This window comes from Streptomyces malaysiensis subsp. samsunensis (assembly GCF_024519315.1).
GTDB lineage: Bacteria > Actinomycetota > Actinomycetes > Streptomycetales > Streptomycetaceae > Streptomyces > Streptomyces malaysiensis.
The window spans coordinates 275093-295896 of the sequence record NZ_JANIIC010000003.1; the positions used below are offsets into that span (position 1 = coordinate 275093).

Annotated in this window: 20 protein-coding genes and 2 pseudogenes; 14 read left to right on the forward strand and 8 right to left on the reverse strand. The window is 72.2% G+C overall.

The window, feature by feature from the left end; genetic code table 11:
* The first annotated feature begins 5 nt into the window (after positions 1 to 5).
* On the forward strand, positions 6 to 761 hold the full coding sequence (locus NQU54_RS04160) for a FadR/GntR family transcriptional regulator (RefSeq protein WP_257629798.1): 756 nt from the start codon (positions 6 to 8) through the stop codon (positions 759 to 761).
* 85 nt (positions 762 to 846) lie between these two features.
* Here the strand turns inward: NQU54_RS04160 and NQU54_RS04165 are convergent, their stop codons facing one another.
* On the reverse strand, positions 847 to 1863 hold the full coding sequence (locus NQU54_RS04165; protein WP_257629799.1) for a helix-turn-helix transcriptional regulator: 1017 nt from the start codon (positions 1861 to 1863) through the stop codon (positions 847 to 849).
* Between the two features lie 101 nt (positions 1864 to 1964).
* Between NQU54_RS04165 and NQU54_RS04170 the strand changes: the two are divergent.
* Both NQU54_RS04170 and NQU54_RS04175 read left to right on the forward strand, forming a co-directional pair.
* A pseudogene (locus NQU54_RS04170) lies at positions 1965 to 2540 on the forward strand (DinB family protein); the annotation flags it as partial.
* A gap of 136 nt (positions 2541 to 2676) precedes the next feature.
* Positions 2677 to 3051, forward strand: a pseudogene (locus NQU54_RS04175) (DNA glycosylase AlkZ-like family protein); the annotation flags it as partial.
* A gap of 105 nt (positions 3052 to 3156) precedes the next feature.
* Here the strand turns inward: NQU54_RS04175 and NQU54_RS04180 are convergent.
* The 3 genes from NQU54_RS04180 to NQU54_RS04190 all read right to left on the reverse strand — a co-directional run bounded on the left by NQU54_RS04180 (position 3157) and on the right by NQU54_RS04190 (position 6698).
* The gene (locus tag NQU54_RS04180; protein WP_257629800.1) at positions 3157 to 4311 is read right to left on the reverse strand and encodes an acyltransferase family protein; all 1155 of its coding nucleotides are present in this window, start codon (positions 4309 to 4311) and stop codon (positions 3157 to 3159) included.
* Positions 4312 to 4475: 164 nt separating this feature from the next.
* Entirely contained in the window at positions 4476 to 5396 is a 921-nt protein-coding gene (locus tag NQU54_RS04185; RefSeq protein WP_257629801.1) for an MBL fold metallo-hydrolase, read from the reverse strand.
* Between the two features lie 21 nt (positions 5397 to 5417).
* A complete protein-coding gene (locus NQU54_RS04190; protein WP_257629802.1) occupies positions 5418 to 6698 on the reverse strand; it encodes an MFS transporter in 1281 nt (426 codons plus the stop codon).
* 144 nt (positions 6699 to 6842) lie between these two features.
* Between NQU54_RS04190 and NQU54_RS04195 the strand changes: the two genes are divergently transcribed.
* From NQU54_RS04195 to NQU54_RS04205, 3 genes are all read left to right on the forward strand, one after another.
* Positions 6843 to 7052, forward strand: a complete 210-nt coding sequence (locus tag NQU54_RS04195) for a hypothetical protein (protein WP_257629803.1) — start codon at positions 6843 to 6845, stop codon at positions 7050 to 7052.
* Positions 7039 to 8430, forward strand: a complete 1392-nt coding sequence (locus tag NQU54_RS04200) for an amidase (RefSeq protein WP_257629804.1) — start codon at positions 7039 to 7041, stop codon at positions 8428 to 8430. Before NQU54_RS04195 ends, NQU54_RS04200 begins: the two co-directional genes overlap by 14 nt.
* A 130-nt stretch (positions 8431 to 8560) precedes the next feature.
* Positions 8561 to 9130 carry a TetR/AcrR family transcriptional regulator gene (locus NQU54_RS04205; RefSeq protein WP_257629805.1) on the forward strand — a complete coding sequence of 190 codons (570 nt, stop codon included), beginning with the start codon at positions 8561 to 8563 and terminating at the stop codon, positions 9128 to 9130.
* A gap of 43 nt (positions 9131 to 9173) precedes the next feature.
* On the opposite strand, the gene NQU54_RS04210 is transcribed toward NQU54_RS04205, so the two are convergent.
* Positions 9174 to 10394 carry a cysteine desulfurase-like protein gene (locus NQU54_RS04210; RefSeq protein ID WP_257629806.1) on the reverse strand — a complete coding sequence of 407 codons (1221 nt, stop codon included), beginning with the start codon at positions 10392 to 10394 and terminating at the stop codon, positions 9174 to 9176.
* A 317-nt stretch (positions 10395 to 10711) separates the two neighbouring features.
* Here NQU54_RS04210 and NQU54_RS04215 point away from each other — a divergent pair, with 317 nt between their 5' ends.
* From NQU54_RS04215 to NQU54_RS04230, 4 genes are all read left to right on the forward strand, one after another.
* The gene (locus tag NQU54_RS04215; RefSeq protein WP_372505776.1) at positions 10712 to 11863 is read left to right on the forward strand and encodes an AI-2E family transporter; all 1152 of its coding nucleotides are present in this window, start codon (positions 10712 to 10714) and stop codon (positions 11861 to 11863) included.
* Positions 11864 to 11900: 37 nt separating this feature from the next.
* A complete protein-coding gene (locus tag NQU54_RS04220) occupies positions 11901 to 12350 on the forward strand; it encodes an RrF2 family transcriptional regulator (RefSeq protein WP_079256132.1) in 450 nt (149 codons plus the stop codon).
* 123 nt (positions 12351 to 12473) lie between these two features.
* The gene (locus NQU54_RS04225) at positions 12474 to 13685 is read left to right on the forward strand and encodes a globin domain-containing protein (protein ID WP_257629807.1); all 1212 of its coding nucleotides are present in this window, start codon (positions 12474 to 12476) and stop codon (positions 13683 to 13685) included.
* A gap of 170 nt (positions 13686 to 13855) precedes the next feature.
* Positions 13856 to 14674: a class I SAM-dependent methyltransferase gene (locus NQU54_RS04230; protein ID WP_257629808.1), complete on the forward strand. Its 819-nt coding sequence runs from the start codon at positions 13856 to 13858 to the stop codon at positions 14672 to 14674.
* Between the two features lie 46 nt (positions 14675 to 14720).
* Here the strand turns inward: NQU54_RS04230 and NQU54_RS04235 are convergent, their stop codons facing one another.
* Positions 14721 to 15731, reverse strand: a complete 1011-nt coding sequence (locus NQU54_RS04235; RefSeq protein ID WP_257629809.1) for a methyltransferase — start codon at positions 15729 to 15731, stop codon at positions 14721 to 14723.
* Between the two features lie 159 nt (positions 15732 to 15890).
* Here NQU54_RS04235 and NQU54_RS04240 point away from each other — a divergent pair, with 159 nt between their 5' ends.
* Together NQU54_RS04240 and NQU54_RS04245 are read left to right on the forward strand one after the other, a co-directional pair.
* Positions 15891 to 16631, forward strand: coding sequence for a MerR family transcriptional regulator (locus NQU54_RS04240; RefSeq protein ID WP_257629810.1), 741 nt, complete (start codon positions 15891 to 15893; stop codon positions 16629 to 16631).
* A complete protein-coding gene (locus tag NQU54_RS04245) occupies positions 16628 to 17308 on the forward strand; it encodes a hypothetical protein (protein WP_257629811.1) in 681 nt (226 codons plus the stop codon). Before NQU54_RS04240 ends, NQU54_RS04245 begins: the two co-directional genes overlap by 4 nt.
* Before the next feature lie 118 nt (positions 17309 to 17426).
* Here NQU54_RS04245 and NQU54_RS04250 read toward each other — a convergent pair whose 3' ends face one another.
* Positions 17427 to 18446, reverse strand: coding sequence for an aldo/keto reductase (locus NQU54_RS04250; RefSeq protein WP_257629812.1), 1020 nt, complete (start codon positions 18444 to 18446; stop codon positions 17427 to 17429).
* 196 nt (positions 18447 to 18642) lie between these two features.
* Here NQU54_RS04250 and NQU54_RS04255 point away from each other — a divergent pair, with 196 nt between their 5' ends.
* The gene (locus NQU54_RS04255) at positions 18643 to 19233 is read left to right on the forward strand and encodes a TetR/AcrR family transcriptional regulator (RefSeq protein ID WP_257629813.1); all 591 of its coding nucleotides are present in this window, start codon (positions 18643 to 18645) and stop codon (positions 19231 to 19233) included.
* 76 nt (positions 19234 to 19309) lie between these two features.
* A complete protein-coding gene (locus NQU54_RS04260; RefSeq protein ID WP_069863131.1) occupies positions 19310 to 19597 on the forward strand; it encodes a YiaA/YiaB family inner membrane protein in 288 nt (95 codons plus the stop codon).
* 38 nt (positions 19598 to 19635) lie between these two features.
* Here NQU54_RS04260 and NQU54_RS04265 read toward each other — a convergent pair whose 3' ends face one another.
* Entirely contained in the window at positions 19636 to 20631 is a 996-nt protein-coding gene (locus NQU54_RS04265) for a LacI family DNA-binding transcriptional regulator (RefSeq protein WP_257629854.1), read from the reverse strand.
* Between the last annotated feature and the right edge of the window lie 173 nt (positions 20632 to 20804).

Consider the following 20804-nt stretch of genomic DNA (forward strand, 5'->3'; position numbering starts at 1 on the left):
AGACCATGTTCTCCAAGGTGAGCGGTCCCGTGCGGCTCGCGGATCGGGTCGCGTCGATACTCTCGGAAGAGATCGAGTCGGGGCGGCTGGCCGAGGGCGACAAGCTCCCGACCGAGGTGGAGCTGGTCAAGCAGCTGGGCGTCAGCCGTACCGTCGTGCGCGAGGCCGTGTCCAGGCTCCGTAACGCGGGCCTGGTCGAAGCGCGTCAGGGGCTCGGTGTGTTCGTGATGCCGCGCCGCACCCGGCCGCTCGACCTGGAGGCCGAGACCGCCGAGGACACCAAGTCCAAGGTGCGGCAGATCGTGGAGGTGCGCCGCCCCATCGAGGGCGAGGCGGCGTACCTCGCCGCCACCCGCGCCACCCCGGCCGACCTCGCCCGGATGCGTCAGGCCCTGGAGGCCATCGACGTGGCGGTGGCGGCCGGTGGCGACGGTGTGGACGAGGATCTCGCCTTCCACCGCTCCATCGCCGAATCGACCGGCAACGCGGTGATGCTCTCGACGCTGCGCTACCTCGGCGAGGTGCTGCGCGGCGGAATCCGCGTCACGCGCGCGAACGAAGCGCGCCGCGGCGACTTCCTCGAAGCGGTCCGGCGGGAGCACCACGCGATCCTGGCCGCCATCGAGGCCCGCGACGCCGAGGCGGCGCGCGACGCGGCGCTGCTCCATCTGAGGCACGCGGCGTCCCGGCTCCAGGACGCGGACGACGGGTTCTGGACCGAGACCGAGAACCTCGAGGTGGATCTCGACGCCGCGCCCTGAGACGCGATGCGGTGCTGGGACGCGATGCGCTGCTGAGGCCCGATGAGCGGCACGCTCCCGAGGCACGATGCCCGGCGCCCATCACTCATCGGCTCGAAGGTGGCGGCGTGGGCTCGGCGGGTCCGCCCGCCGCGTCGGCGTAGCGGCGGGCCAGATGGGCGAAGGCGTCCTTGAGTTCGGCCGGGCCAACGACCTCGATATCGGCGTCGAACCTGCCGATGGTGGCGGCCAGTCCGGGCCATGACCACGCGCCCAGGACGAGCCGGCAGCGGTCCGGGCCGAGTTCCTCCACGACTCCGTCGTGGGCGAAGGGGGAGACGTCGGCGGCGGGGAGGTCGAGGATCACCTCGCCCCGGCAGGGCCAGCCGCCGGGGCCGTCGGAGCCCTGGAACCGGCCGGCCACGAAGGCGGCCACCTCCCCTCCGGGCACTTCACGCGGGGTGAAGCGGGGCCCGGTGGGGGTGCGCGGGGTGATGCGGTCGACGCGGAAGGTGCGCCAGTCCTCGCGGTCGAGGTCCCATGCGACGAGATACCAGCGCCCGCCCCGGGTGACGAGGTGGTGCGGCTGTGCCCGGCGCGGTGGCGCCGTGGCGGGGCCGTCGTCGCCGACCCGGGCCGATGTGTAGTCGAAGCGCAGCACCTCGCGGGCGCGGACGGCCGCGCTGAGTGTCATCAGAACCCGCGGGTCGACCCGCGGTTGCGGCCGGGCCCCCGCGTGTTCGACGGCGGTGATCCGGAGGGCGTCGACGCGATGGCGCAGCCGTGCGGGCATCACCTGCCGGACGGTGCTCAGCGCACGGGCCGCCGCCTCCTCGATTCCCGCCCCGGTGGCGGTGGCGGTCTGAAGCGCCACCGTGAGCGCCACGGCCTGGTCGTCGTCGAACAGCAGCGGTGGCAGTTCCGTACCGGCGCCGAGCCGGTAACCCCCGTCGGGGCCCTTGGTGGCCACGATGGGGTAGCCGAGCTCGCGCAGCCGGTCGACATCGCGGCGCACGGTGCGCGGGCTGACCTCCAGCCGCTCGGCCAGCAGCTGCCCCGGCCAGTCCCGGCGCGCCTGGAGCAGCGAGAGCAGGGAGAGCAGTCGCGCTGAGGTCTTCGGCATGACTCCCATTCTGCCGCCAGTAGCGGCCACGACCTGTCCGCTTCCCCTGCCACTGTTGTCTCCGTCAGAGCAACCGGAACGACCAGAAGGACCCGATCACCGTGACCGCCACCACCACACCCTCCGCCGAGCTCGACAGCGAGCGGGCCGATCTGCTCGCCGAGCTCGCCGCCGCGCGATCCGCCCTCACCAAGACGGTGCGCGGGCTCGGCGACCAGCAGGCCGGCGAGCGCCCGACGGTCAGCACGCTCTGTCTGGGCGGGCTGATCAAGCACGTCGCGGCCATCGAGGAAGGATGGCTGCGCTTCGTACTCGAAGGCCCGTCGGCGCTGCGCTTCGACCTGCCCGACGGTGTCACCTGGGCCGACCTCGCGGCCGGTACCGCACGGGAGATCCCGCAGTGGGCGATCGACAACCAGAACAACTTCCAGATGCTGCCCGGTGACACGCTGGCCGGGATCCTCCAGCGCTACGAGGAGGTCGCCGCCCGGAGCGAGGAGATCATCACCACCGTGCCCGATCTGTCGGCGACGCATCCGCTGCCGGAGGCGCCCTGGAACGAGCCGGGGGCGGCGCACAGCGTGCGCCGGGTGCTGATGCACGTCATCGCGGAGACCGCCCAGCACGCCGGGCACGCGGACCTCATCCGCGAGTCGCTCGACGGGCAGAAGTCCAGCCGACCGACGACCGGACCTCCTCGGAGCCGCGCCGGTGACGGACGTCACCGGCGCGGCTCCGGAACCCAGGAGCCAGGGAACCCAAGAACCAAGGAACCGAAGGGAACGGCGCGACCGTGAAGACGCGTGAGCCGGGGAGCTGGTCACCTTCCGCGATGAACGCGGCCGGGAGCTGTTCGACCTCCCCGGCGCGCCACGCCCCGACCCCGACACGCCCGCGCCGGTGCGGTTCCTGCCCGCGTTCGACAACGCGATCCTCGGTTACCACGACCGCGGCCGGATCATCGACGACGCCCACCGCGGCCTTTCGGTGGCCGGGGAGCGCGTTGTGCTGGTGGACGGCCGGGTGGCCGCGACCTGGACCGTCGACGCCGGCACCGTGGCCGTCACCCCGCTGGGCCGCCTCTCCCCCGCCGACCGCACCGCGGTGGCCGAGGAGGGGCGGGAACTGGCGTCGTTCCTCTCCGACGGCGAAAGCCATCGCGTAAGCGTCGCCGCCTCGCCAGGCTGAGCGGTTCCGTCCCGTGCCGCCGCCGCGCGCGGGCGTTCACGGGGCCGCCCGGTGGGCGGTGTTCACGGGGCCGCCCCGTCAGCGGTGCTCACCGGGGCGCCCCGGTCAGGGAGTCGGGTCCTCCTGGCGCAAGGACGCGGTCCGGTCGTCCGGCGTGGCGGGGCGCGCGGTCGGCGAGGAACGGCCGCCGGGGCGGGCGAAACGGCGCATCATCGGCACCTCGACCCCGCGCCACAGCAGCAGCGACACCGCCACGCACAGCGCCGATACCGCCACGGACAACACCGTGGCGGTCACGGTGTCGAACGTCCGCCGGTCCAGCAGTACCCGGATCGCGTACAGCACCGGGAAGTGGACCATGTAGAGCGCGAACGACGCCTCGCCCAGCAGCACCAGGCCGCGACGGCCCAGCCGGCTCTCCCGGCCCTGGATGTCGCGGGTGGCGAGGGCCGGGATCAGGGCGGCCACCGGCAGACAGGTCGCCGCTCCCCATACGTACTCCTCCGGCAACTCCGGCCGCACCGCGAAGACCGCCGCCAGGGCGAGCAGCGGCCAGGCGGGGCGGAGCGCCGGCCAGCGGTCCAGCTGGACCGCCCGGGCGAGCACCAGCCCGAGGATGAACTCCAGCAGCCGCACCGGAGGGAAGAAGTAGATCAGCCACCAGCGCTCGGTCGACAGCGGTGACCAACTCCCCGGGGCCGCCTCGTCGGTGACGGCCATGGCCACCATCGGCATCGTCACCACCGCCCCCGCCACCAGGGCGATCACCGGCCACAGCAGCCGCGCCGGGACCGCCCGCACCGGCCGGATCAGCAGGGGGAAGAGGAGGTAGAAGAACGCCTCGCACGAGATGGACCACGTCACCGGATTGACACTGCTGAAATCGGTCATGGCCGGAACCCAGGCGTGTACCAGAAGCAGATTCCGGACCGCCTCCCCCAGCCCCGGATCCGGCACCGGAAGCGATGCGGCGGTGCCCGTCACCATGAGCAGACCCAGCATCAAGGCCCAGGTCACCGCGTGGTTGGGGAAGATCTTCACCACTCGGCGGCGCCAGAACCCGAGGGCGGTGTCGGACGGGGACGCGTTCCACGCCAGCACAAAGCCGCTGAGGAGGAAGAACGAGGAAACCGCCGCCGCGCTCGCCATGGACGAGGCGTCGGCGGCCTCGTAGACCCCCTGGGCCTCGAAGAATCGGCCCAGCGTCAGCACATGGCCCGCCAACACCACACCGGCCAGCAGAAAGCGAAGCCCCGTCAACGACGGCAGCCGATCGCCACGCGGTAACACACCGGCCACAGGAGACCCCTCCCCATACGAAGCAGGCACAGCACCCACGAGCCTGCCCGTCGCACCGCCCCGGCCCCAAGACCGCCCCTACGGGAACATCCACGCGAACACCACCACCCCCGGGAGGACTCGCGTCAGTGCGAGGCCGGGGGCACGGGCGAGAGCCGGTAGGCGTTCCCGTCGGTGATCACATGACCGCCGGTGGGCGGCGGGAAGTGGGTGCCCAGCAGAAGGGTGCCCGTATCGGCGAGGGAGCCCAGAAGCTCGCGGCGGGTGGCCTCGGACTGCTCGGGGGCGATGTCCACGCACGAGCCGATGGCGGGATGGGCGAGCTGGACGGGGTGGTGAACACAGTCGCCGGTGATCAGCGCCCTCTCGCCGTGGCTGTCAAGCTGGAGGGCGATATGGCCGGGGGTGTGCCCGGGTGTGGGGATCAGCCGCAGCCCGGGGGCGACCTCGGTGCCCCCGGCCGGGACGTCGACCAAGTCGAGCAGTCCCGCGTCCTCGACCGGCGTCACGGAGTCATGGAACATCCGCGCACGCGGTTCGTCCATGTCGTAGGACGCCCAGAACTCACGCTCCGTACGGGAAGTGAGGTAGCGCGCCCGGGGAAAGGTGGGCACCCATGCGCCGTCCACCTCATGGGTGTTCCAGCCGACGTGGTCGGTGTGCAGATGGGTGAGGATCACCAGGTCGACGGATTCCGGAGGGAACCCGGCGGCGGTGAGCCGCTCCAGGTAGTCGGTACGCAGATCGTGCCAGGCCGGGTTGGCCCGCGTCTTGCCGTTGCCTATGCCGGTGTCGACCAGGACCCGCGCCCCGGCCACCTCGAAGGCGAAGCTGTGGCTGTCGAGGCGCAGGATGCCCCGCTGGTCGGCGAAGTCGGGGCGCAGCCAGTCCTGTTGGGCGACCACGTCGGCGGTGGCGCCGGGCAGCAGCCACGGCCCGGTCCGCGGTGGCAGCAGCACCTCCTCGATGCGGTGGACGGCGATGTCGCCCACGGCCCAGAAGGGGATGGTGTGCGGCGCGCGCGTGCTGGCGTGCGGTGTGCGCATGGTGTGTCGTCTCCTTGGTGTCTAGCGGGGGAGGGCATTGGTGGTGCGGGGCGCGATGCGGCGCCGTGACGCGGTCAGTGCCGCCACCGCCGCGGCGGCGAGCACGGCGGCGCCGATGGCGTAGGCGTGGCAGGCGGTACGGAGCCCGTAGTGCTGGGTGGCGGCGCCCGCGGCGATGGCGGGCAGGCTCATCGACAGATAGCTGAGGACGTAGTAGGCGGCCACGGTGGTGGCCCGGTCCCGCTCGTCGAGCGAGGCGAGCAGCAGCCGCAGCGCTCCCTGGGACACGGCGCCGAAGGCGACACCGGCCAGGGCCGCGCCGCCGAACAGGGCGAGCGGGCCGGCACCGTGCAGCGCGCCCAGGCTCAGGGCGGCGGAGGGGATGACGGCCAGGCAGCCGCCGATCGCGGCGGCGCCCGGAGCCGTGCGCCGCAGTGTCCACACGGTGAGCGCGGCGGCGGCGCTGACGGTGAAGAACACCATCCCGCCCGCGGGAGGCGGAGTGCCGGGGGCCACCAGGCGTACGAGCGCGGGCCCCAGGGAGGAGTAGAGACCGCCCAGCGCCCAGACGGCGACGACGCCCGTGCCCACGGTCAGCAGCGCGCCGCGGGCCGACGGCGGGAGGCCGAGCCGCGGGCGCAGGGACCGCAGCGCCCCGGGCCGCCGGTGTCCGGTCTCCGCGGCGCGGGCGACCGCGGCCGCCTGGGCCACGAACAGCGCGGCCGGCAGCAGATAGACGGTGACCGTGGGTGCCGGGGAGAGGGCGATGAGGAGGGTCGAGGCCAGCACGCCGGCGGCCATCCCGGCCACCGGGGTGATGCTGTTGATCAGGGCCGGTCTGCCGGGGCGCAGGGGGTCCTCGAGGTCGAGGAGCGCCGCGCCCGAGGCGCTGGTGGCCGCGCCCGTGGCCGCCCCTTGCAGGACCCGGGCGGCGATCAGCGGTCCGGCGCCGTCCGCCGCGGCCAGCAGCGCCATCGAGCCGGCCTCCAGGATCAGCGCGCCCAGCAGGACGGGGCGCCGTCCCAGATGGTCGGAGAGGGCTCCGACGGTGAGCAGGGCCAGCAGCAGCGCCAGGGCGTAGGCGCTGAAGATCACCGTGATGGTGAGCGCGGAGAGGTCCCAGCGATCCTGGTAGAGCGGATACAGCGGGGTCGGGGCGCTGGACGCGGCCAGGAGTGCCGTGAGGACCGAGGCGTGGAGGACGAGGGGGCCGAGGGGGGCCGCGCGGTGCGCCGTGGCCTTCCGGATGGGGGCGGCCGCGTAGGGGCAGTGCGCGGGGGCGCCGGATATGGCGCTGGGCATGGGACTCCTTCTCGCTAAACGCTACGATTTTGCTTTAAGCGACCGTAGCCCCTACGATCACCTAACGCAAACCATTAGCCTTTATCGCGAGAATCGGGGTCGCCGGGAGCGCGCCGCCGCGCCGGCCCCGGAAACGGAGACACCATGTCCACCGCCGGACTCACGCCCGAGGAGGCGGCCCGCTGGGCCGACCGGGCCGGGCTTCCGCTGCCGCCCGACCGCCGCACCGCGGTGGCGGCCGCCGCCCAGCACATCCACTCCGTCGTCGCCGTCCTGCGCGAGCTCGACTTCGGCGACACCCCGCCCGCCTCCGTCTACCGCGCGGGAGAGGAGGAGCACGATGCGGCCGTATGAACTGACCCTCACCGCGGCCGCCGACGCGATCCGGGCCGGACGGCTGTCCCCCGTCGAGCTGGTGGACTCCGTCCTGGAGCGCGTCGAGCGGCTGGAACCCCACCTCAACGCCTACGCCACGGTGACCGCCGAACGGGCGCGTCTGGCGGCCCGGGAGGCCGCCGACGACGCCGCGGCCGGCCGCCTCCGGGGCCCGCTGCACGGCATCCCGATGGGGCTGAAGGACCTGATCGACGTGGCGGGAGTGGCCACCGCCGCCGGTTCCCGGGTCCGCGCCGACCACCGCGCCCAGGCGGACAGCGCGGTCGCCGCACGCCTCGGCGCGTCCGGCGCGATCCTGGCCGGCAAGACCCACACCCATGAGTTCGCCTACGGGCTGATCACCCCGCAGACCCACAACGCCTGGGACACCGGGCGGGTCGCGGGCGGCTCCAGCGGCGGATCCGCCGTGGCCGTCGCCGCGGGCACCGCGACCTTCGCCCTGGGCACCGACACCGGCGGTTCCATACGCGTCCCGGCCGCGCTCAACGGGGTCGTCGGCCTCAAGCCGACGTACGGCCTCGTCCCCCGGCACGGCGTCACCTCCCTGTCGTGGTCGCTGGACCATGTCGGCCCCCTCACCCGCACCGTCGAGGACCAGGCCCTGGTCCTGGCGGTCCTGGCCGGGCACGACCCCCGCGACCCCGCGTCCCTGGCCGGGCCCGCGCGGGACTACCGGCCGGGCGCGAGCGAGGACCTGACGGGGCTGCGCGTCGGCGTGCCGCGCAACTACTACTTCGAGCGGGTCGACGCGCAGGTGGAAGCCGCGGTCCGGCGGGCCATCGACGGGCTCGAAGCCCTCGGCGCGCGCCTCGTCGAGGTCGAGATCCCCATGACCCGCTACATCCAGGCCACGCACTGGGGCCTGATGGTGCCGGAGGCCACCGCCTACCACGAGCGCACTCTGCGCGCGGCCCCCGAGCTGTACCAGGCGGATGTGCGCACCCTGCTCGAGGCCGGCGAACTGATGCCCGCCGGGGACTATCTGCGCGCCCAGCGCTCCCGGACGCTGATGCGGCGGGAGTGGGCACGCATGCTCCAGGACGTCGACCTGATCGCCGCCCCGACCGTCCCGGCGACCGCGGTGAAGGCCGACGAGGAGGTGATCACCTGGCCGGACGGCACCGTCGAAGCCGTCTCCGAAGCCTATGTACGCCTCTCGGCCCCCGCCAACGTCACCGGGGTGCCGTCGCTGTCCGTCCCGGTCGGCCATGACACGGCGGGCCTCCCGATCGGCATGCAGCTGCTCGGGCGACCGCTCGGGGAGAGCGTGCTCCTGCGGGCCGGTCACGTCTACGAGCGGACCCGGCCCGCCCGCGAGCTCGCGCCGGTGGTCTGACGACGGCCTCGGGCCCGGTCTGGAGCCCACCGGCGGACGGCCGGGCCACGGCGGCCGAACTCCCCTGAGCAGCCTCGGGACGCACCGCTCCTAGAAGCAACGGAATTGCCTTAAGGCTTAAGGTGGTGGAATGAGCAGGCAGATGGTGCGCCCCGGCGGGCGCAGCGCCCGGGTCCAGGCGGCGGTGCACACCGCCGTGCGCGAGCTGGAAGCCGAGGTGGGCCGCGACGCTCTGACGGTGCCGCTGATCGCCCAGCGCGCGGGGGTCACCCCCTCCACGATCTACCGCCGCTGGGGAGCCCTCACCGAGCTGCTGTCGGACGTGGCGGTCGAGCGCCTGCGGCCCGACACCGCGCCCGGGGACCACGGCGGCCTGGCGTCCGATCTGGCGGCCTGGGCCGAGCAGTTCCTCGACGAGATGTCCTCCCCCGCGGGCCGTGCCTATATCCGCGACGCCCTGCTCGGCGACCCGGACGGCAGCAACGCGGGCCGGTGCTCGGCCTACGCCGCCGATCAGGTCGACGTCATCCTGACCCGCGCGGCCGAGCGCGGGGAGGACATCCCCGCCGTCGAGACGGTCATGGACCGGGTCGTCTCACCTTTGATGTACCGCATCCTCTTCCGCCCCGCCGGGCTCGGCGCCGCGTATGCCCGCGGCCTGGTGGCGGGGCTTCTCGAAGGGGATTCGGCCGGGAACTGACGGCGTTCCCGGCGGGGTAAGTCAGCCGTCCCGGCCGGGTGCGTCAGCCGCGTGGGGTCGGCGTGCGCAGGAAGTCCGAGAGGGCCTCCAGCAGTCGGTCCACATCCTCGGCGCTGTTGTAGGGGGCCAGGCCGACACGCAGCCCTCCGGTGTCGCCCAGGCCCAGCCTGCGGGACGCCTCCACGGCGTAGAAGGAGCCAGAGGGGGCGTCGACGCCACGGCTCGCGAGATGGCGGTAGGCGTCGGTGGTGTCGTGGCCGTCGATGGTCAGCAGCACGGTCGGGGTGCGGTCCGCCGCCCGGGAGTGGACGGTGATCGGGCCGAGGGCGGCCAGCCCCTCGTCGATACGCCGACGAAGGGTGGCCTCGTGCCCTTCGAGGGCCGTGAACGCCGCCGCCAGCCGCTCCCTGCGGCCGCCTTCGGCGCCGGGGGCCAGGGTGGTGAGGAAGTCGACGGCGGCGCGGGTGCCGGCGAGGAATTCATAGGGCAGGGTGCCGAATTCGAAGCGCTCGGGAACGGCGTTCGAGGAGGGGAGCAGCTTGTCCGGGGTCAGGGTCTCCAGGAGCTCGGGCGCGCTTGCCAGAACGCCGAGGTGGGGGCCGAGGAACTTGTAGGGGGAGCAGACGAAGAAGTCCGCGCCGAGCCGCTCGATGTCCACCTGGGCATGGGCGGCGTAGTGCACCCCGTCGACGTAGAGCAGCGCCCCGGCCGCGTGCGCCCGCCGGGAGATCTCCGGGATGGCGGGGCGGGTGCCGATCAGGTTCGATGCGGCGGTGACCGCGACCAGCCGGGTACGGTCGCCGAGCTGGGCGCTGATGTCATCGGGTGTCAGTTCGCCGGTGGCGGGGTCGAAGTCGGCCCAGCGCACGGTGGCCCCGGCGGCTTCGGCGGCCTGGATCCAGGGGCGGATGTTGGAGTCGTGGTCCAGCCGGGACACCACGACCTCGTCCCCCGGTGACCAGGTCTTGGCGAGGGTGCGGGCGAAGTCGTAGGTGAGGGCGGTGGCGCTGCGCCCGAAGACGATCCCCGCCGGGTCGGCGCCGAGCAGATCGGCCATGGCCTGCCGGGCCGACCGGACGAGGGCCTCGGCGTTGCGCTCCCCCGCTGTCAGGCGGCCGCGGTTGGACAGGGGGTTGGCCAGCGCGTCGGAGACGGCCTCGATGACGGGGAGCGGGGTCTGGGTGCCTCCCGGGCCGTCGAAGTGGGCCGACCCGGCCTTCAGTGCGGGGAACTGCGCGCGGATGGCGGTGATGTCGTATGTCACGAGCGACTCCTTGCAGAGGTCCTGGCACAGGGGTGACCAGGGCGATCCTAGGCAGTCGACGGTGCGGAACGGCAGGGGGCGGGCAGGGGCCGCCGCGCCGGGGAGAGGTGTTCGGGCGCCCGGACAGCCACCCTGATTGAATCTGTACGTATGGGGATGAATCGCCATCCTCTTCCGCCGCGCAGGACCGGGACGCAGAAGGCGGTGGCGCCGACGTGAGCAGCGACTCTCCTCCCCCGCCCGAGCGACCGGGAGGGCGGGGCAGACGCCCTCGGCGCGGTGTGACCGGCGGACCGGCGGGGCGGGCCGCACGGGCGGTGGCGCGGGCCCGCGGCACCGGTTCCGCGGCCCTGGCCGCGGCGGTGCGCCGGGCGGGGGACGAGAACGGGCGGGTCCATCCCGGACTGCGGCTGGCCACCGCGTACGCATGGCGGCTGATGGTCATCGGGGTGGCCGTCTATCTGGCGTTCTCGGTGCTGGGGCAGTTCGAACTCGTCGCGATCGCGGTGTTCCTGGCGCTGGTGGCCACCGCCCTGCTGCGGCCGTTGGCCGATCTGCTGGCACGGGCGGTCCCCAGGCCGCTCGCGGTGGCGCTCGCGGTGTTCGGCACGCTGTTCGTCGCACTGGGGCTGCTGGCGCTGGTGGGAAACGCGGCGGCCGCGGAGGCGGGCCGGCTCGTGGGAGAGCTGCGCGGCGGGATCGGCCGGATCGAGCGGTGGCTGGAGGGGCCGCCGTTCCATGTCCGGCGCGGTGTGCTCTCGGGGGCCCACCAGAAGGTCAGCGACTTCGTGACACGGCATCGCGGGGCGCTGATCAGCAAGGCGCTCAGCAGTGCGGGGCGGGTCGTGGAGGCGGGCACGGCGGCGTTCCTGGCCCTGTTCTGCTCGGTCTTCTTCGTCCATTCCGGCGACCGGATGTGGCAGTGGTTCCGGGAACAGCTCCCCGAGCGCGCCCGGTCCACCTGGGATCGGGGGGCGCGGGCGGCCTGGAGCACCTTCGCCGGATACACCCGGGGCATCATCGTCGTGGCGGCCTCCAACGCGGTCCTGGTCGGTATCGCCCTGTCCGTGCTGCGGGTGCCGCTGGCCCTGCCGCTGACGCTGCTGGTCTTCTTCGCGACGTTCGTTCCGCTGATCGGTTCGCCGATCGCGCTGGCGGTGGCGACGGTGGTGGCTCTGGCCGGGCGCGGTCCGGCCATCGCGGCCGTGGTGCTGCTGCTGATCGTGGCGGTGGGTCAGTTCGAGGGCCATGTGCTGCATCCGCTGGTGATGAGCTGGGCGGTGCGGCTGCATCCGGTGGTGGTGGCGATCTCGGTCATCGCCGGCTCCATCGTCGCGGGGGTGATCGGGGCGGTCGTGGCCGTGCCCATGGTGTCCGTCGCCTGGTCGGTGACCCGGGCGCTGCGCGGGCAGCCGCCCGGCGGGGCCCGACCCGCGACGGGGCCACCTTCGCCGCCCAAGCGCCCATAAATTGCATCTCAGATTCGCATTAAGTTAATCTCAGGGCATGCGGCTGACGAAGTCAACGGACCTGGCCCTCCGCACGATCATGCGGCTGGCGGTCACCGGAGCCGAGCCCTGCACCGCGCGGCAGATCGCCGGGGAGATGCAGGTGGCCTATAGCCATCTGGCCAAGGTGGCGGCCCGGCTCCAGCACCTGGGCCTGATCGAGACACGGCGCGGACGGGGCGGCGGGCTGACGCTCACCGCGACCGGGCGCACCGCCTCGATCGGCCGGCTGGTCCGGGAGTTCGAAGGGGTCGGCGATGTCGTCGACTGCGAGGGGGATGTGCCGTGTCCGCTGCGGCAGGGCTGCCAACTGCGCATGGCGCTGCGCCGGGCGCAGGAGGCGTTCTTCGCCTCGCTCGACCCCCTGACGGTCGACGATCTGGTGGCGTCCCCGACCGGTCCGGTACTGCTGGGGCTGGTCGGGCGCGCACCCGGCCTGTCCCCATGAGGCCGCCGCGCGGGGCATGACCCCCGGACCCCGCCCCGCCGAGCAGCGAGGACACGGAGCCCTATGCCCGGCTCACCGACCATGCCGCATAATACGAATCTGAGATACAAGTTAGGCCCGCTCATGCTCACCCAGAAGTCCACCGAGACCGTCCGCGCCACACTTCCCGCCGTCGGTGAGGCCATCGACACCATCACCGACCTGTTCTACCGAAAGCTCTTCGCGGCCCACCCCGAACTGCTGCGGAATCTGTTCAACCGGGCCAATCAGGCGGCGGGCACCCAACGACAGGCTCTCGCGGGCGCGATCGCCGCGTTCGCCACCGCCCTGGTCGAGCGGCCGGGCACCCGCCCCGACGCCCTGCTGAACCGGATCGCCCATAAGCACGCCTCGCTCGGGGTGAGCGCCGCACAGTATCCGGTGGTGCACCGTCATCTGTCCGCCGCCATCGCGGAGGTGCTCGGCGACGCGGCCACCGAGGAGGTGACCGCCGCCTGGGACGAGGTCTACTGGCTGATGGCCGACGCCCTGATCCAGATCGAGCGGGGGCTGTACGCGGAGCAGGGTGTGCTGGTCGGCGGGACCTGGCGGCAGTGGCGGGTGATCGAGCGGGTCCCGGAGACGGCGGATGTGGTCAGCTTCCGGATCCGGCCCGCGGACGGCCGCCGCGCCCCCGCGTTCACGGCCGGCCAGTACATCTCGGTACGGGTGGAACTGGCCGACGGGGCGCACCAGATCCGCCAGTACAGCCTGACCAACGCCCCGGGCGCCACCGTGCGCTCCTTCTCCGTCAAGCGCGCGGACACCGGCGAGGGCCCGGCCGGTGAGGTCTCCGGCCATCTGCACGACCATGTCCACGAGGGCGATGCGCTCACCGTCTCCGCGCCGTTCGGCGACACCGTGCTCGACGCCACGGACGCGCCGCTGCTGCTCGCCTCCGCGGGGATCGGCTGCACCCCGATGGTGGCCATGCTGGAGGATCTGGCGGCGCGCGGGCACCAGGCCCCGGTCATCGCCGTCCACGCCGACCGCTCCCCCGCCGACCACGCCCTGCGCGCCGACCAGGAGCGGCTGATCACCAAGCTGGCGCGGGGCACGGCCCACATCTGGTACGAGCGGCCCGAGGGCGACTGGCCGGCCGGGCGCACCGGCCTCGTCGACCTGTCCGGGATCGAGCTCCCCGATGGCGTCCAGGCGTATCTGTGCGGACCGCTGCCCTTCATGCGGTCGGTGCGGACCCAGCTGCTGGAGCGCGGTGTGCACCCCTCCGCGATCCACTACGAGGTCTTCGGTCCCGACCTGTGGCTGACACGGGACGACGGCGAGGGCCGCTGACGCTCACCGCCGCGCCCGTCCCCCGATGTTGGCCGGATGAACTCGAATGGCCCAGACGCCAGTCGCTTTTGCCCGGGGGAACGTGGGACCGTACGGACACGGGTTCTGCCCATTCCGTACACAACCGGCACGCAATGGTCCGTCCGGTACCCCCACATCGACGAGGAACCATGGATCGCGAAAAGATCACTCTCAGCGGCGCTCAGGAAACCTTGCTCGCCACGCTGTACGGCAGGGCGGTGGACAGCCGTTCACCGGACTCCATCCTGCACGACCACACGGCCCGGGAGGCCGTGGAGCGCGTGGCCTACGACTTCGGCAAAACGGGGATGACGGATACGACAGCGGTCGGCATCGCCCTGCGGGCGAAACAGCTCGACGACTGGGCGATGGAGTTCCTGGCCGAGCATCAGAAGGCCACCGCGCTCCATCTCGCCTGCGGTCTGGACACCCGGGTGCAGCGGCTGGATCCGCCCTCGTCGGTGCGCTGGATCGACGTCGACTACCCCGAGGTGATCGAGCTGCGCCGGCGGCTGCTTCCCGAGCCGTCGGGGAACTACGAGATGGTCGGCGCCTCCGTGACCGATGAGGCATGGCTGCGCGAGGTGCCCGACGACCGGCCCACCGTGGTCGTCGCCGAGGGGCTGACGATGTATCTGCGCAAGGAGGAGGGCAAGCGGCTGATCCAGCGGGTCACCGACCGGTTCCCCAGCGGCCAGTTGCTCTTCGACGTCTACGGGCCGCTGGGCATCCGGCTCCAGAAGATGGTCCCCGCGGTGCGCAACGCGGGCGCCACACTCCACTGGGGGCTGGACGACCCCCATGAGATCGAGAGCTGGCACCCGGGGCTGACCTGCCTCGACGCGGTGCGCAGCGTGGACATGCCGGGGGTGGAGAAGATGCCCGCCTCCGGCCGGATGAGCATGCGGCTGATGGCACACCTTCCCGGCTTCCGGGATGTGGGCCGGATCCTGCGCTACCGCTTCTAGTGCTCCGGTGCGGTCTCGTGATCCGTCGAGCGGGTTCGCCGGGCGGCTATTTGATGCCCACCAGCATGGAGTAGCCGTCCGTCAGCGGTTCGATCCGGCTGCCGCGGAATCCCGCCTCGGCCATCCAGGCGCGGCCGTCGGCGGCGGTGTACTCGAAGCCGGACCGGGTCTCGATGAGCATGTTCAGGCTCGCCAGCAGACCGAAGGTGTTCGCCTTGCGGTCGTCGTCGATGATGGCGTCGTAGACGAGGACCGCTCCCCCGTCGGGCAGCGCGTCGTACGCCTTCTTCAGCAGCAGCCGCTTCTCCTCCAGACCCCAGCCGTGCAGGATCTGGCCGAGCACGATGACATCCGCGCCGGGCAGGTCATCGGTGAAGAAGTCGCCCCCGTGGAAGGTGAGCCGGTCCTCCAGGCCGAAGGACGCCACGTACCTCTCGAAGACCGGCCGCACCCGGGGCAGTTCGAAGACACCGCCGCTCATATGGGGGTGGCGCTGGGCCACCGCCACCGGAACGCAGCCCACCGCTCCCCCGACGTCCAGCACCGTCCGGTAGTCGGCCCAGGGGAACCGCTCGGCTATCACCAGCGCCTTGCCCATGCTGAGCCCGGTCATTCCGTGCAGGAATCCCTCGAGGCCCTCCTGGTCCCGGTAGATGGCGTCGAATACATCGCCACCGTGCCTGTGCTCGTTCTGCGGCTTTCCCGTTCTCAGCGCCTCGGTGAGCGATCCCCAGAAGGGATACAGCCGGCTGTTGGCCATCTCCAGAATGCCGCCGGCATACGTGGCCTTCCTGCGGTCGAGAAAAGTGTCGGCGGACGGGCTGTTGCGGTACACATCCTCCGATCGCTCCAGGAATCCGAGGGCCACCAGGGCGTCGAGGAAGTCGGCGGCGCCGCGCGGGTGCAGTCCGAGCGCCCCGGCCAGGTCACCGCCGGTGCGAGGGCCTTCCGCGAGCCGGCTGAACAGATCCAGTTCCACCGCGGTGAGCAGTGTCTTCGACGCCATAAAGCCGAGCCCGACCTGAAGAATGGGCTCGGGGCTGATCTCGTGCCGCATAAGGCTCCCTCACTGCTTCCCGGATGTGCGTTCGCACCGCACCTGGCCGCATTTCGGCTTCGCTACGCTACCGTGCCGTTGCCCCCTACACCGGTCGCGTCCCGGGCAGGCCGGGGCCGTGCTTGACCTTGACGCAGCGGCAGGGTTTCTACTGGCACCATGCGCATCGGAGAGATCGCCGCGCTCGTCGGAGTCACATCCCGGACCGTGCGGCATTACCACCACATCGGCCTGCTGCCCGAACCCCAGCGGCGGGCCAACGGCTACCGCGTCTACACCATCCGGGACGCCATTCTGCTGGCCCGGATCCGGCGGCTGACCGAGCTCGGGCTCGCCCTGGACGAGGTGCGGGACGTCCTCGCGGACGACGCCGGACGCGAACTGGCCGAGGTGCTGGGCGAGCTGGACGCCGACCTGGCGCGCCAGGAACACGAGATCCAAAAGCGCCGCAAGGTGCTGGCGGCCCTGCTGGCCGGGCCGCTCACACCGGACGCGCCGCTCTCCCCCGCACTCGCCGAACTGCTGAAAAGCGCACCCGTCACCTCCTCGCCGACCGCCGCCAAGGACCGCGAGCACCTGATCCTGCTGGACGGGGTGGTCGGCGGTGACGCGGTGTACGCGGCGCTGCGGCCGCTGGCCGACGACCCCGCCGTGGTCCGGATGTACGAGCGGCTGGACGAACTGGAGGGGGCCGCGGCGGACGATCCGCGGATCGCGGCGCTGGCCGACGACCTGATCGCCGCCGTACCCGACGAGGTCCTGGCGGCCATCCCGGACAGCGGCCCGACGGCGACGGGCTTCGAGGAGGCGCTCCTCGCCGACTACTCGCCGGCCCAGGCCGAGGTGGTGCGCCGGGTGATGGAGAGGGTGACCGCCCGGCTGAAGAGGAGGTCGTCATGAATCGGCGGATCGCACGGACGGCGGAGCGGGCGACGGGCGCACTGGAGAAACTGGTCCCGGCGATCGTGCGCCGACTCATCCGGCACGAGATCCAAGCCCTGCACAGCCTCTGGCTGTGGGTGCTGCGCCGCCGCCACCAGATCCCCGAGGGGGCACTGGCCTTCCCCTACACCGGGCCCCAGACGGCCATGATGTACGGGATGGTCTTCGTCTCGGTCATCGAGACGATCGCGCTGGCCCTGGTGATCCCATGGCCGGTCGTACACCGGATCCTGCTCGTCATCGATGTGTACGGGGTCGTGCTGATCCTCGCCCTGCACGCGGCCTGTGTGGTCCGGCCGCATGTGGTGGGGCCGGACGGCTCGCTGCGTATACGGTACGGCGTGCTGTTCGACCTGCGGGTTCCGGCCGCCACCATCGCCACCGCCCGGGTCGACCGGCGCTATCCGGACGGACGGCTGGTGCGGGTGAGCGCGGACGGGGTGCTCGACCTCTCGGTGGGCAGCCAGACCACGGTGACGGTGGAGCTGACGGAGCCGGTGGCGTTCGTGAGGCCGCTGGGCGCGCGGGGCTCCGCCCGTACGCTCCGGTTCCACGCGGACGATCCGCGGGAGGCGGTGGCCGCCCTCACCCGGGTCCGGACGGCCCCGCCGCCCGTGCCGGGATCCGCCGCCTGAGCGCCCCGCTGGAAGTGCCCCGACCTGCCGTCGATCGTCCGCGGCGCCGTCGTGGCTCTGCCGCGCCCAGGCGGCGGAGCCGCACATCGACACAGCCTCCGCCTCCTTCGGGGCGCCCTCAGCGGCGCCGCAGTGATGGGTCGAGCAGCGCGGGCGGGGTGTCGTGCTTCTCATGTGCGGCGAGATCGGTGCCGGGGGCCACGATCGCGTCGATGGCGTCGAGCACATCGGCGGAGAGCACGGTGTCGGCGGCGGCCAGTTGCGAGTGCAGATGGTCCAGGGTGCGGGGGCCGATGAGCGCGCTGGTCACGCCGGGGTGCGCGGTCACGAAGCCGAGCGCGAGCTGGATCATGGTCAGACCGGCCTCGTCGGCCACCTCGGCCAGCCGCTCGACGGCGTCGAGCCGGGCCCGGTTGGCGGGGGTGGTGAGATCGAAGCGCTCCGGCATGAAGGCCGAGCGGCTGGTGGTGATGTCCCGGCCCGCGCGGATCGCGCCCGACAGCCAGCCCGAGGCCAACGGACTCCACACCAGCACGCCGAGCCCGTACTGCTCGGTCACGGGCAGCACATGGGCCTCGATCCCGCGTTGCAGTATCGAGTAGCTGGGCTGCTCGGTGATGTAACGGCTCAGGTGGTGCTCACGGGCGGCCCACTGGGCCTGCACGACGCGGTAGGCGGGGAAGGTCGAGGAGCCGAAGTAGCGGATCTTGCCCGCGCGCTGCAAGTCGGTCAGCGCCGACAGCGTCTCCTCATCGCTGGTGCTCGGGTCCCAGCGGTGGATCTGAAAGAGGTCCACGTGGTCGACACCGAGGCGGCGCAGGCTGTTGTCCAGTTCGGTGACCAGCCAGCGGCGCGAACCGCCCCGGTGGTTGCGCTCGTCGTCCATGGGCATGCCCGCCTTCGTGGCCAGCACGATGTCGTCGCGGCGGCCCGCGATGGCCTTGCCGACCATCTCCTCCGACTCGCCGCCGCTGTACATGTCGGCGGTGTCGATGAGGTTGATCCCGGCCTCGAGAGCGGCATCGACGATGGCGGTGGCCTCGTCCTGGGTGGTGCGCCCGATCGCGCCGAAGTTCATCGCGCCGAGCGCGAGTGAGCTGACCTGTACACCGGTGTGGCCCAAGGTGCGGTACTGCATGACCGTGTTCCTTCACTGCGGGGGAGCGTGGCGGCATCGCGAGATGGCGATGCGTGGTTTGGTCGCGGGCCCCTGCTCTGGCATCATAAGCAAACGGAACCTCGCTCCGGTAAAGATACGGAACGTCGTTCCGCTTGGCAAGCCCGGTAGTGTCCGGCAGTCCCGGTAGTGTCCGGCAGTGGAAGGGAGCGGCGCGGTGAACGACGGCGGCAAGGGCGCGGAGCCCGCGGCCCGGTCCAAGCGGGCGGACGCCCGGCGCAACGAGGAGACGCTGCTCGACGCGGCCGCCTCGGTCTTCGTCGCCTCGGGCGTGGAAGCGCCGGTGCGCGATATCGCGGCCAAGGCCGGTGTCGGGGTGGGCACCATCTACCGCCACTTCCCGACCCGGGCGGATCTCATCATCGCCGTCTACCGGCACCAGGTCGAGGCGTGCGCCGAGGCCGGTCCGGCCCTGCTGGAGAGCAGCGAGACCCCATACGCCGCACTGACGCAGTGGATCGACCTCTTCGTCGACTTCCTGGTCACCAAGCATGGCCTCGCCGCCGTGCTCCAGTCCGACAACAGCGGCTTCGACACGCTGCACAGCTACTTCATCGATCGGCTCCAGCCCGTGGGCACCCAGTTGCTCGAGGCCGCGGCCGCCGCCGGCGAGATCCGGCCCGGCCTCGAGGCGTACGAGCTCATGCGCGGCGTCGGGAACCTCTGCATCGGCGCCGACCACGATCCCCGCTACGACGCACGGCGGCTGGTCGCGCTCCTCATCGCGGGACTGCGCCAACCGCGGTGACAGCGCCCGATTTCTGAGTACGTCCTGAGTATCCGGACGGATGCGGGGCCGGGCGCATCCGCCCATCGTTGTCCGCATGAGTGAGACACCGGTCAAGCAGCAGAGCACGGCCGCGTTCTACGGCCAGGCGATCGCCTCCTTCGGCGTCGCCATGGCGGCCACCGCCATCGGCATCTTCCAGCTGAGCGCCGACGCCTGGGTGCGCGGCTTCCTGGCCATCTCCGTGCTCTATCTGGTGACGTCCGCGTTCACCTTGGCCAAGGTGATCCGGGACCGGCAGGAGGCGGGGCAGATCGTCAGCCGGGTCGATCAGGCACGGGTGGAGAAGCTGCTCGCCGGGCACGACCCCTTCGAGAAGCTGTGACCACCACTCACGCCGACACCCCGTAGCCGGGATCGGGCTCACACCCCCGGTGGTGGTCCGCTGGTGCCGCGTACGGTCAGCTTCGGATCCAGTACCGCCTCCCGCGGCTCCGGCGCCCCGCTCCCCAGGCGCTCCACGGCGAACCGCACCGCGTACTCGGCCATGAGCACCGCGTCCTGGCGGACGGTGGTCAGGCCGATCGGCATCAGATGGGAGAGGTGGCTGTCGTCGTAGCCGACGACGGACAAGTCGCGCGGGACCTCGACGCCCGCCCGTGTCAGGGTCATCAACAGCCCCATCGCACAACGGTCGTTGCCCGCGAGGACCGCCGTCGGCAGCGGCCGGCCGTGGTCGCGCTCGTCCAGCAGCAGCCGCCCCGCGTCGATGCCCGACCGCTCCGTGTGGTCGCCGGGGATCACCCGTAGTTCCGGCTCCAGGCCATGGCGGCGCATGGCGGCCCGGTAGGCGCGGCGGCGTTCGACCGAGCCCGGTCCGCGGCCGCCGTCGATGTGCACGATCCTGCGGTGGCCCAGTTCGGCGAGGTGCTCGATGGCCTGCCGTACGCCCTTGCCCTCGGCGGTGTGCACGCTGTCGACGCGGGCGTGGGGCACCGGGCGGCCGACGGAGACGACGACCGTTCGGTGCCCCAGGGCGTCGATGTCCGCGGGCTGTGCGTCGGGGCCGAGCAGGATCACCGCCTCGCAGCGGTGGCCGAGCAGCGCCTCGACGGCCTTGGTCTCGTCACGCCCCTGTGCGGTCGCGGAGAGCAGGACGTCATAGCCGAGCCGCTCGGCCTCGGGGTAGATGCCCTCGACGAGGTCGGCGTGGAAGGGCTGATGCAGGGTGAACATCACGCCGAGCGTGCGGCTGCGGCCGCGGGCCAGCAGGCGGGCCGCGCTGTCGGGGCGGTAGCCGATCTCGTCGGCGACGCGCAGCACCCGGTCGCGGGTCTGCGGGCTCGCTCCCGGCTGATCGCGGAAGACGATCGAGACGAGTGCCCTGGACACGCCCGCTCGCTCGGCCACGTCCGCCATGGTGGGCCGCTGCCTGCCCGATGTATCCACCTGTGATCACCCTCCGACCTCGCCCACCTTACGGGCCGTCGTGAAATCCCCCGGCAACAAGCTATTGACATGACATTCGGACAGGAGTCATCGTACTCGCCTAGAGCGCGCTAGTAGAGCGCGCTAGTCAACCGCCTCCCCTG

Coding starts and splice junctions, on each gene's coding strand:
- NQU54_RS04220 (WP_079256132.1), top strand. CDS start 11,901: ATGCGGCTGACGAAGTCAACGGACCTGGCCCTCCGCACGATCATGCGG.
- NQU54_RS04200 (WP_257629804.1), top strand. CDS start 7,039: ATGCGGCCGTATGAACTGACCCTCACCGCGGCCGCCGACGCGATCCGG.
- NQU54_RS04160 (WP_257629798.1), top strand. CDS start 6: ATGTTCTCCAAGGTGAGCGGTCCCGTGCGGCTCGCGGATCGGGTCGCG.
- NQU54_RS04190 (WP_257629802.1), bottom strand. CDS start 6,698: ATGCCCAGCGCCATATCCGGCGCCCCCGCGCACTGCCCCTACGCGGCC.
- NQU54_RS04250 (WP_257629812.1), bottom strand. CDS start 18,446: ATGCAGTACCGCACCTTGGGCCACACCGGTGTACAGGTCAGCTCACTC.
- NQU54_RS04205 (WP_257629805.1), top strand. CDS start 8,561: ATGAGCAGGCAGATGGTGCGCCCCGGCGGGCGCAGCGCCCGGGTCCAG.
- NQU54_RS04260 (WP_069863131.1), top strand. CDS start 19,310: ATGAGTGAGACACCGGTCAAGCAGCAGAGCACGGCCGCGTTCTACGGC.
- NQU54_RS04245 (WP_257629811.1), top strand. CDS start 16,628: ATGAATCGGCGGATCGCACGGACGGCGGAGCGGGCGACGGGCGCACTG.
- NQU54_RS04195 (WP_257629803.1), top strand. CDS start 6,843: ATGTCCACCGCCGGACTCACGCCCGAGGAGGCGGCCCGCTGGGCCGAC.
- NQU54_RS04165 (WP_257629799.1), bottom strand. CDS start 1,863: ATGCCGAAGACCTCAGCGCGACTGCTCTCCCTGCTCTCGCTGCTCCAG.
- NQU54_RS04235 (WP_257629809.1), bottom strand. CDS start 15,731: ATGCGGCACGAGATCAGCCCCGAGCCCATTCTTCAGGTCGGGCTCGGC.
- NQU54_RS04265 (WP_257629854.1), bottom strand. CDS start 20,631: ATGGCGGACGTGGCCGAGCGAGCGGGCGTGTCCAGGGCACTCGTCTCG.
- NQU54_RS04240 (WP_257629810.1), top strand. CDS start 15,891: ATGCGCATCGGAGAGATCGCCGCGCTCGTCGGAGTCACATCCCGGACC.
- NQU54_RS04225 (WP_257629807.1), top strand. CDS start 12,474: ATGCTCACCCAGAAGTCCACCGAGACCGTCCGCGCCACACTTCCCGCC.
- NQU54_RS04185 (WP_257629801.1), bottom strand. CDS start 5,396: ATGCGCACACCGCACGCCAGCACGCGCGCGCCGCACACCATCCCCTTC.
- NQU54_RS04230 (WP_257629808.1), top strand. CDS start 13,856: ATGGATCGCGAAAAGATCACTCTCAGCGGCGCTCAGGAAACCTTGCTC.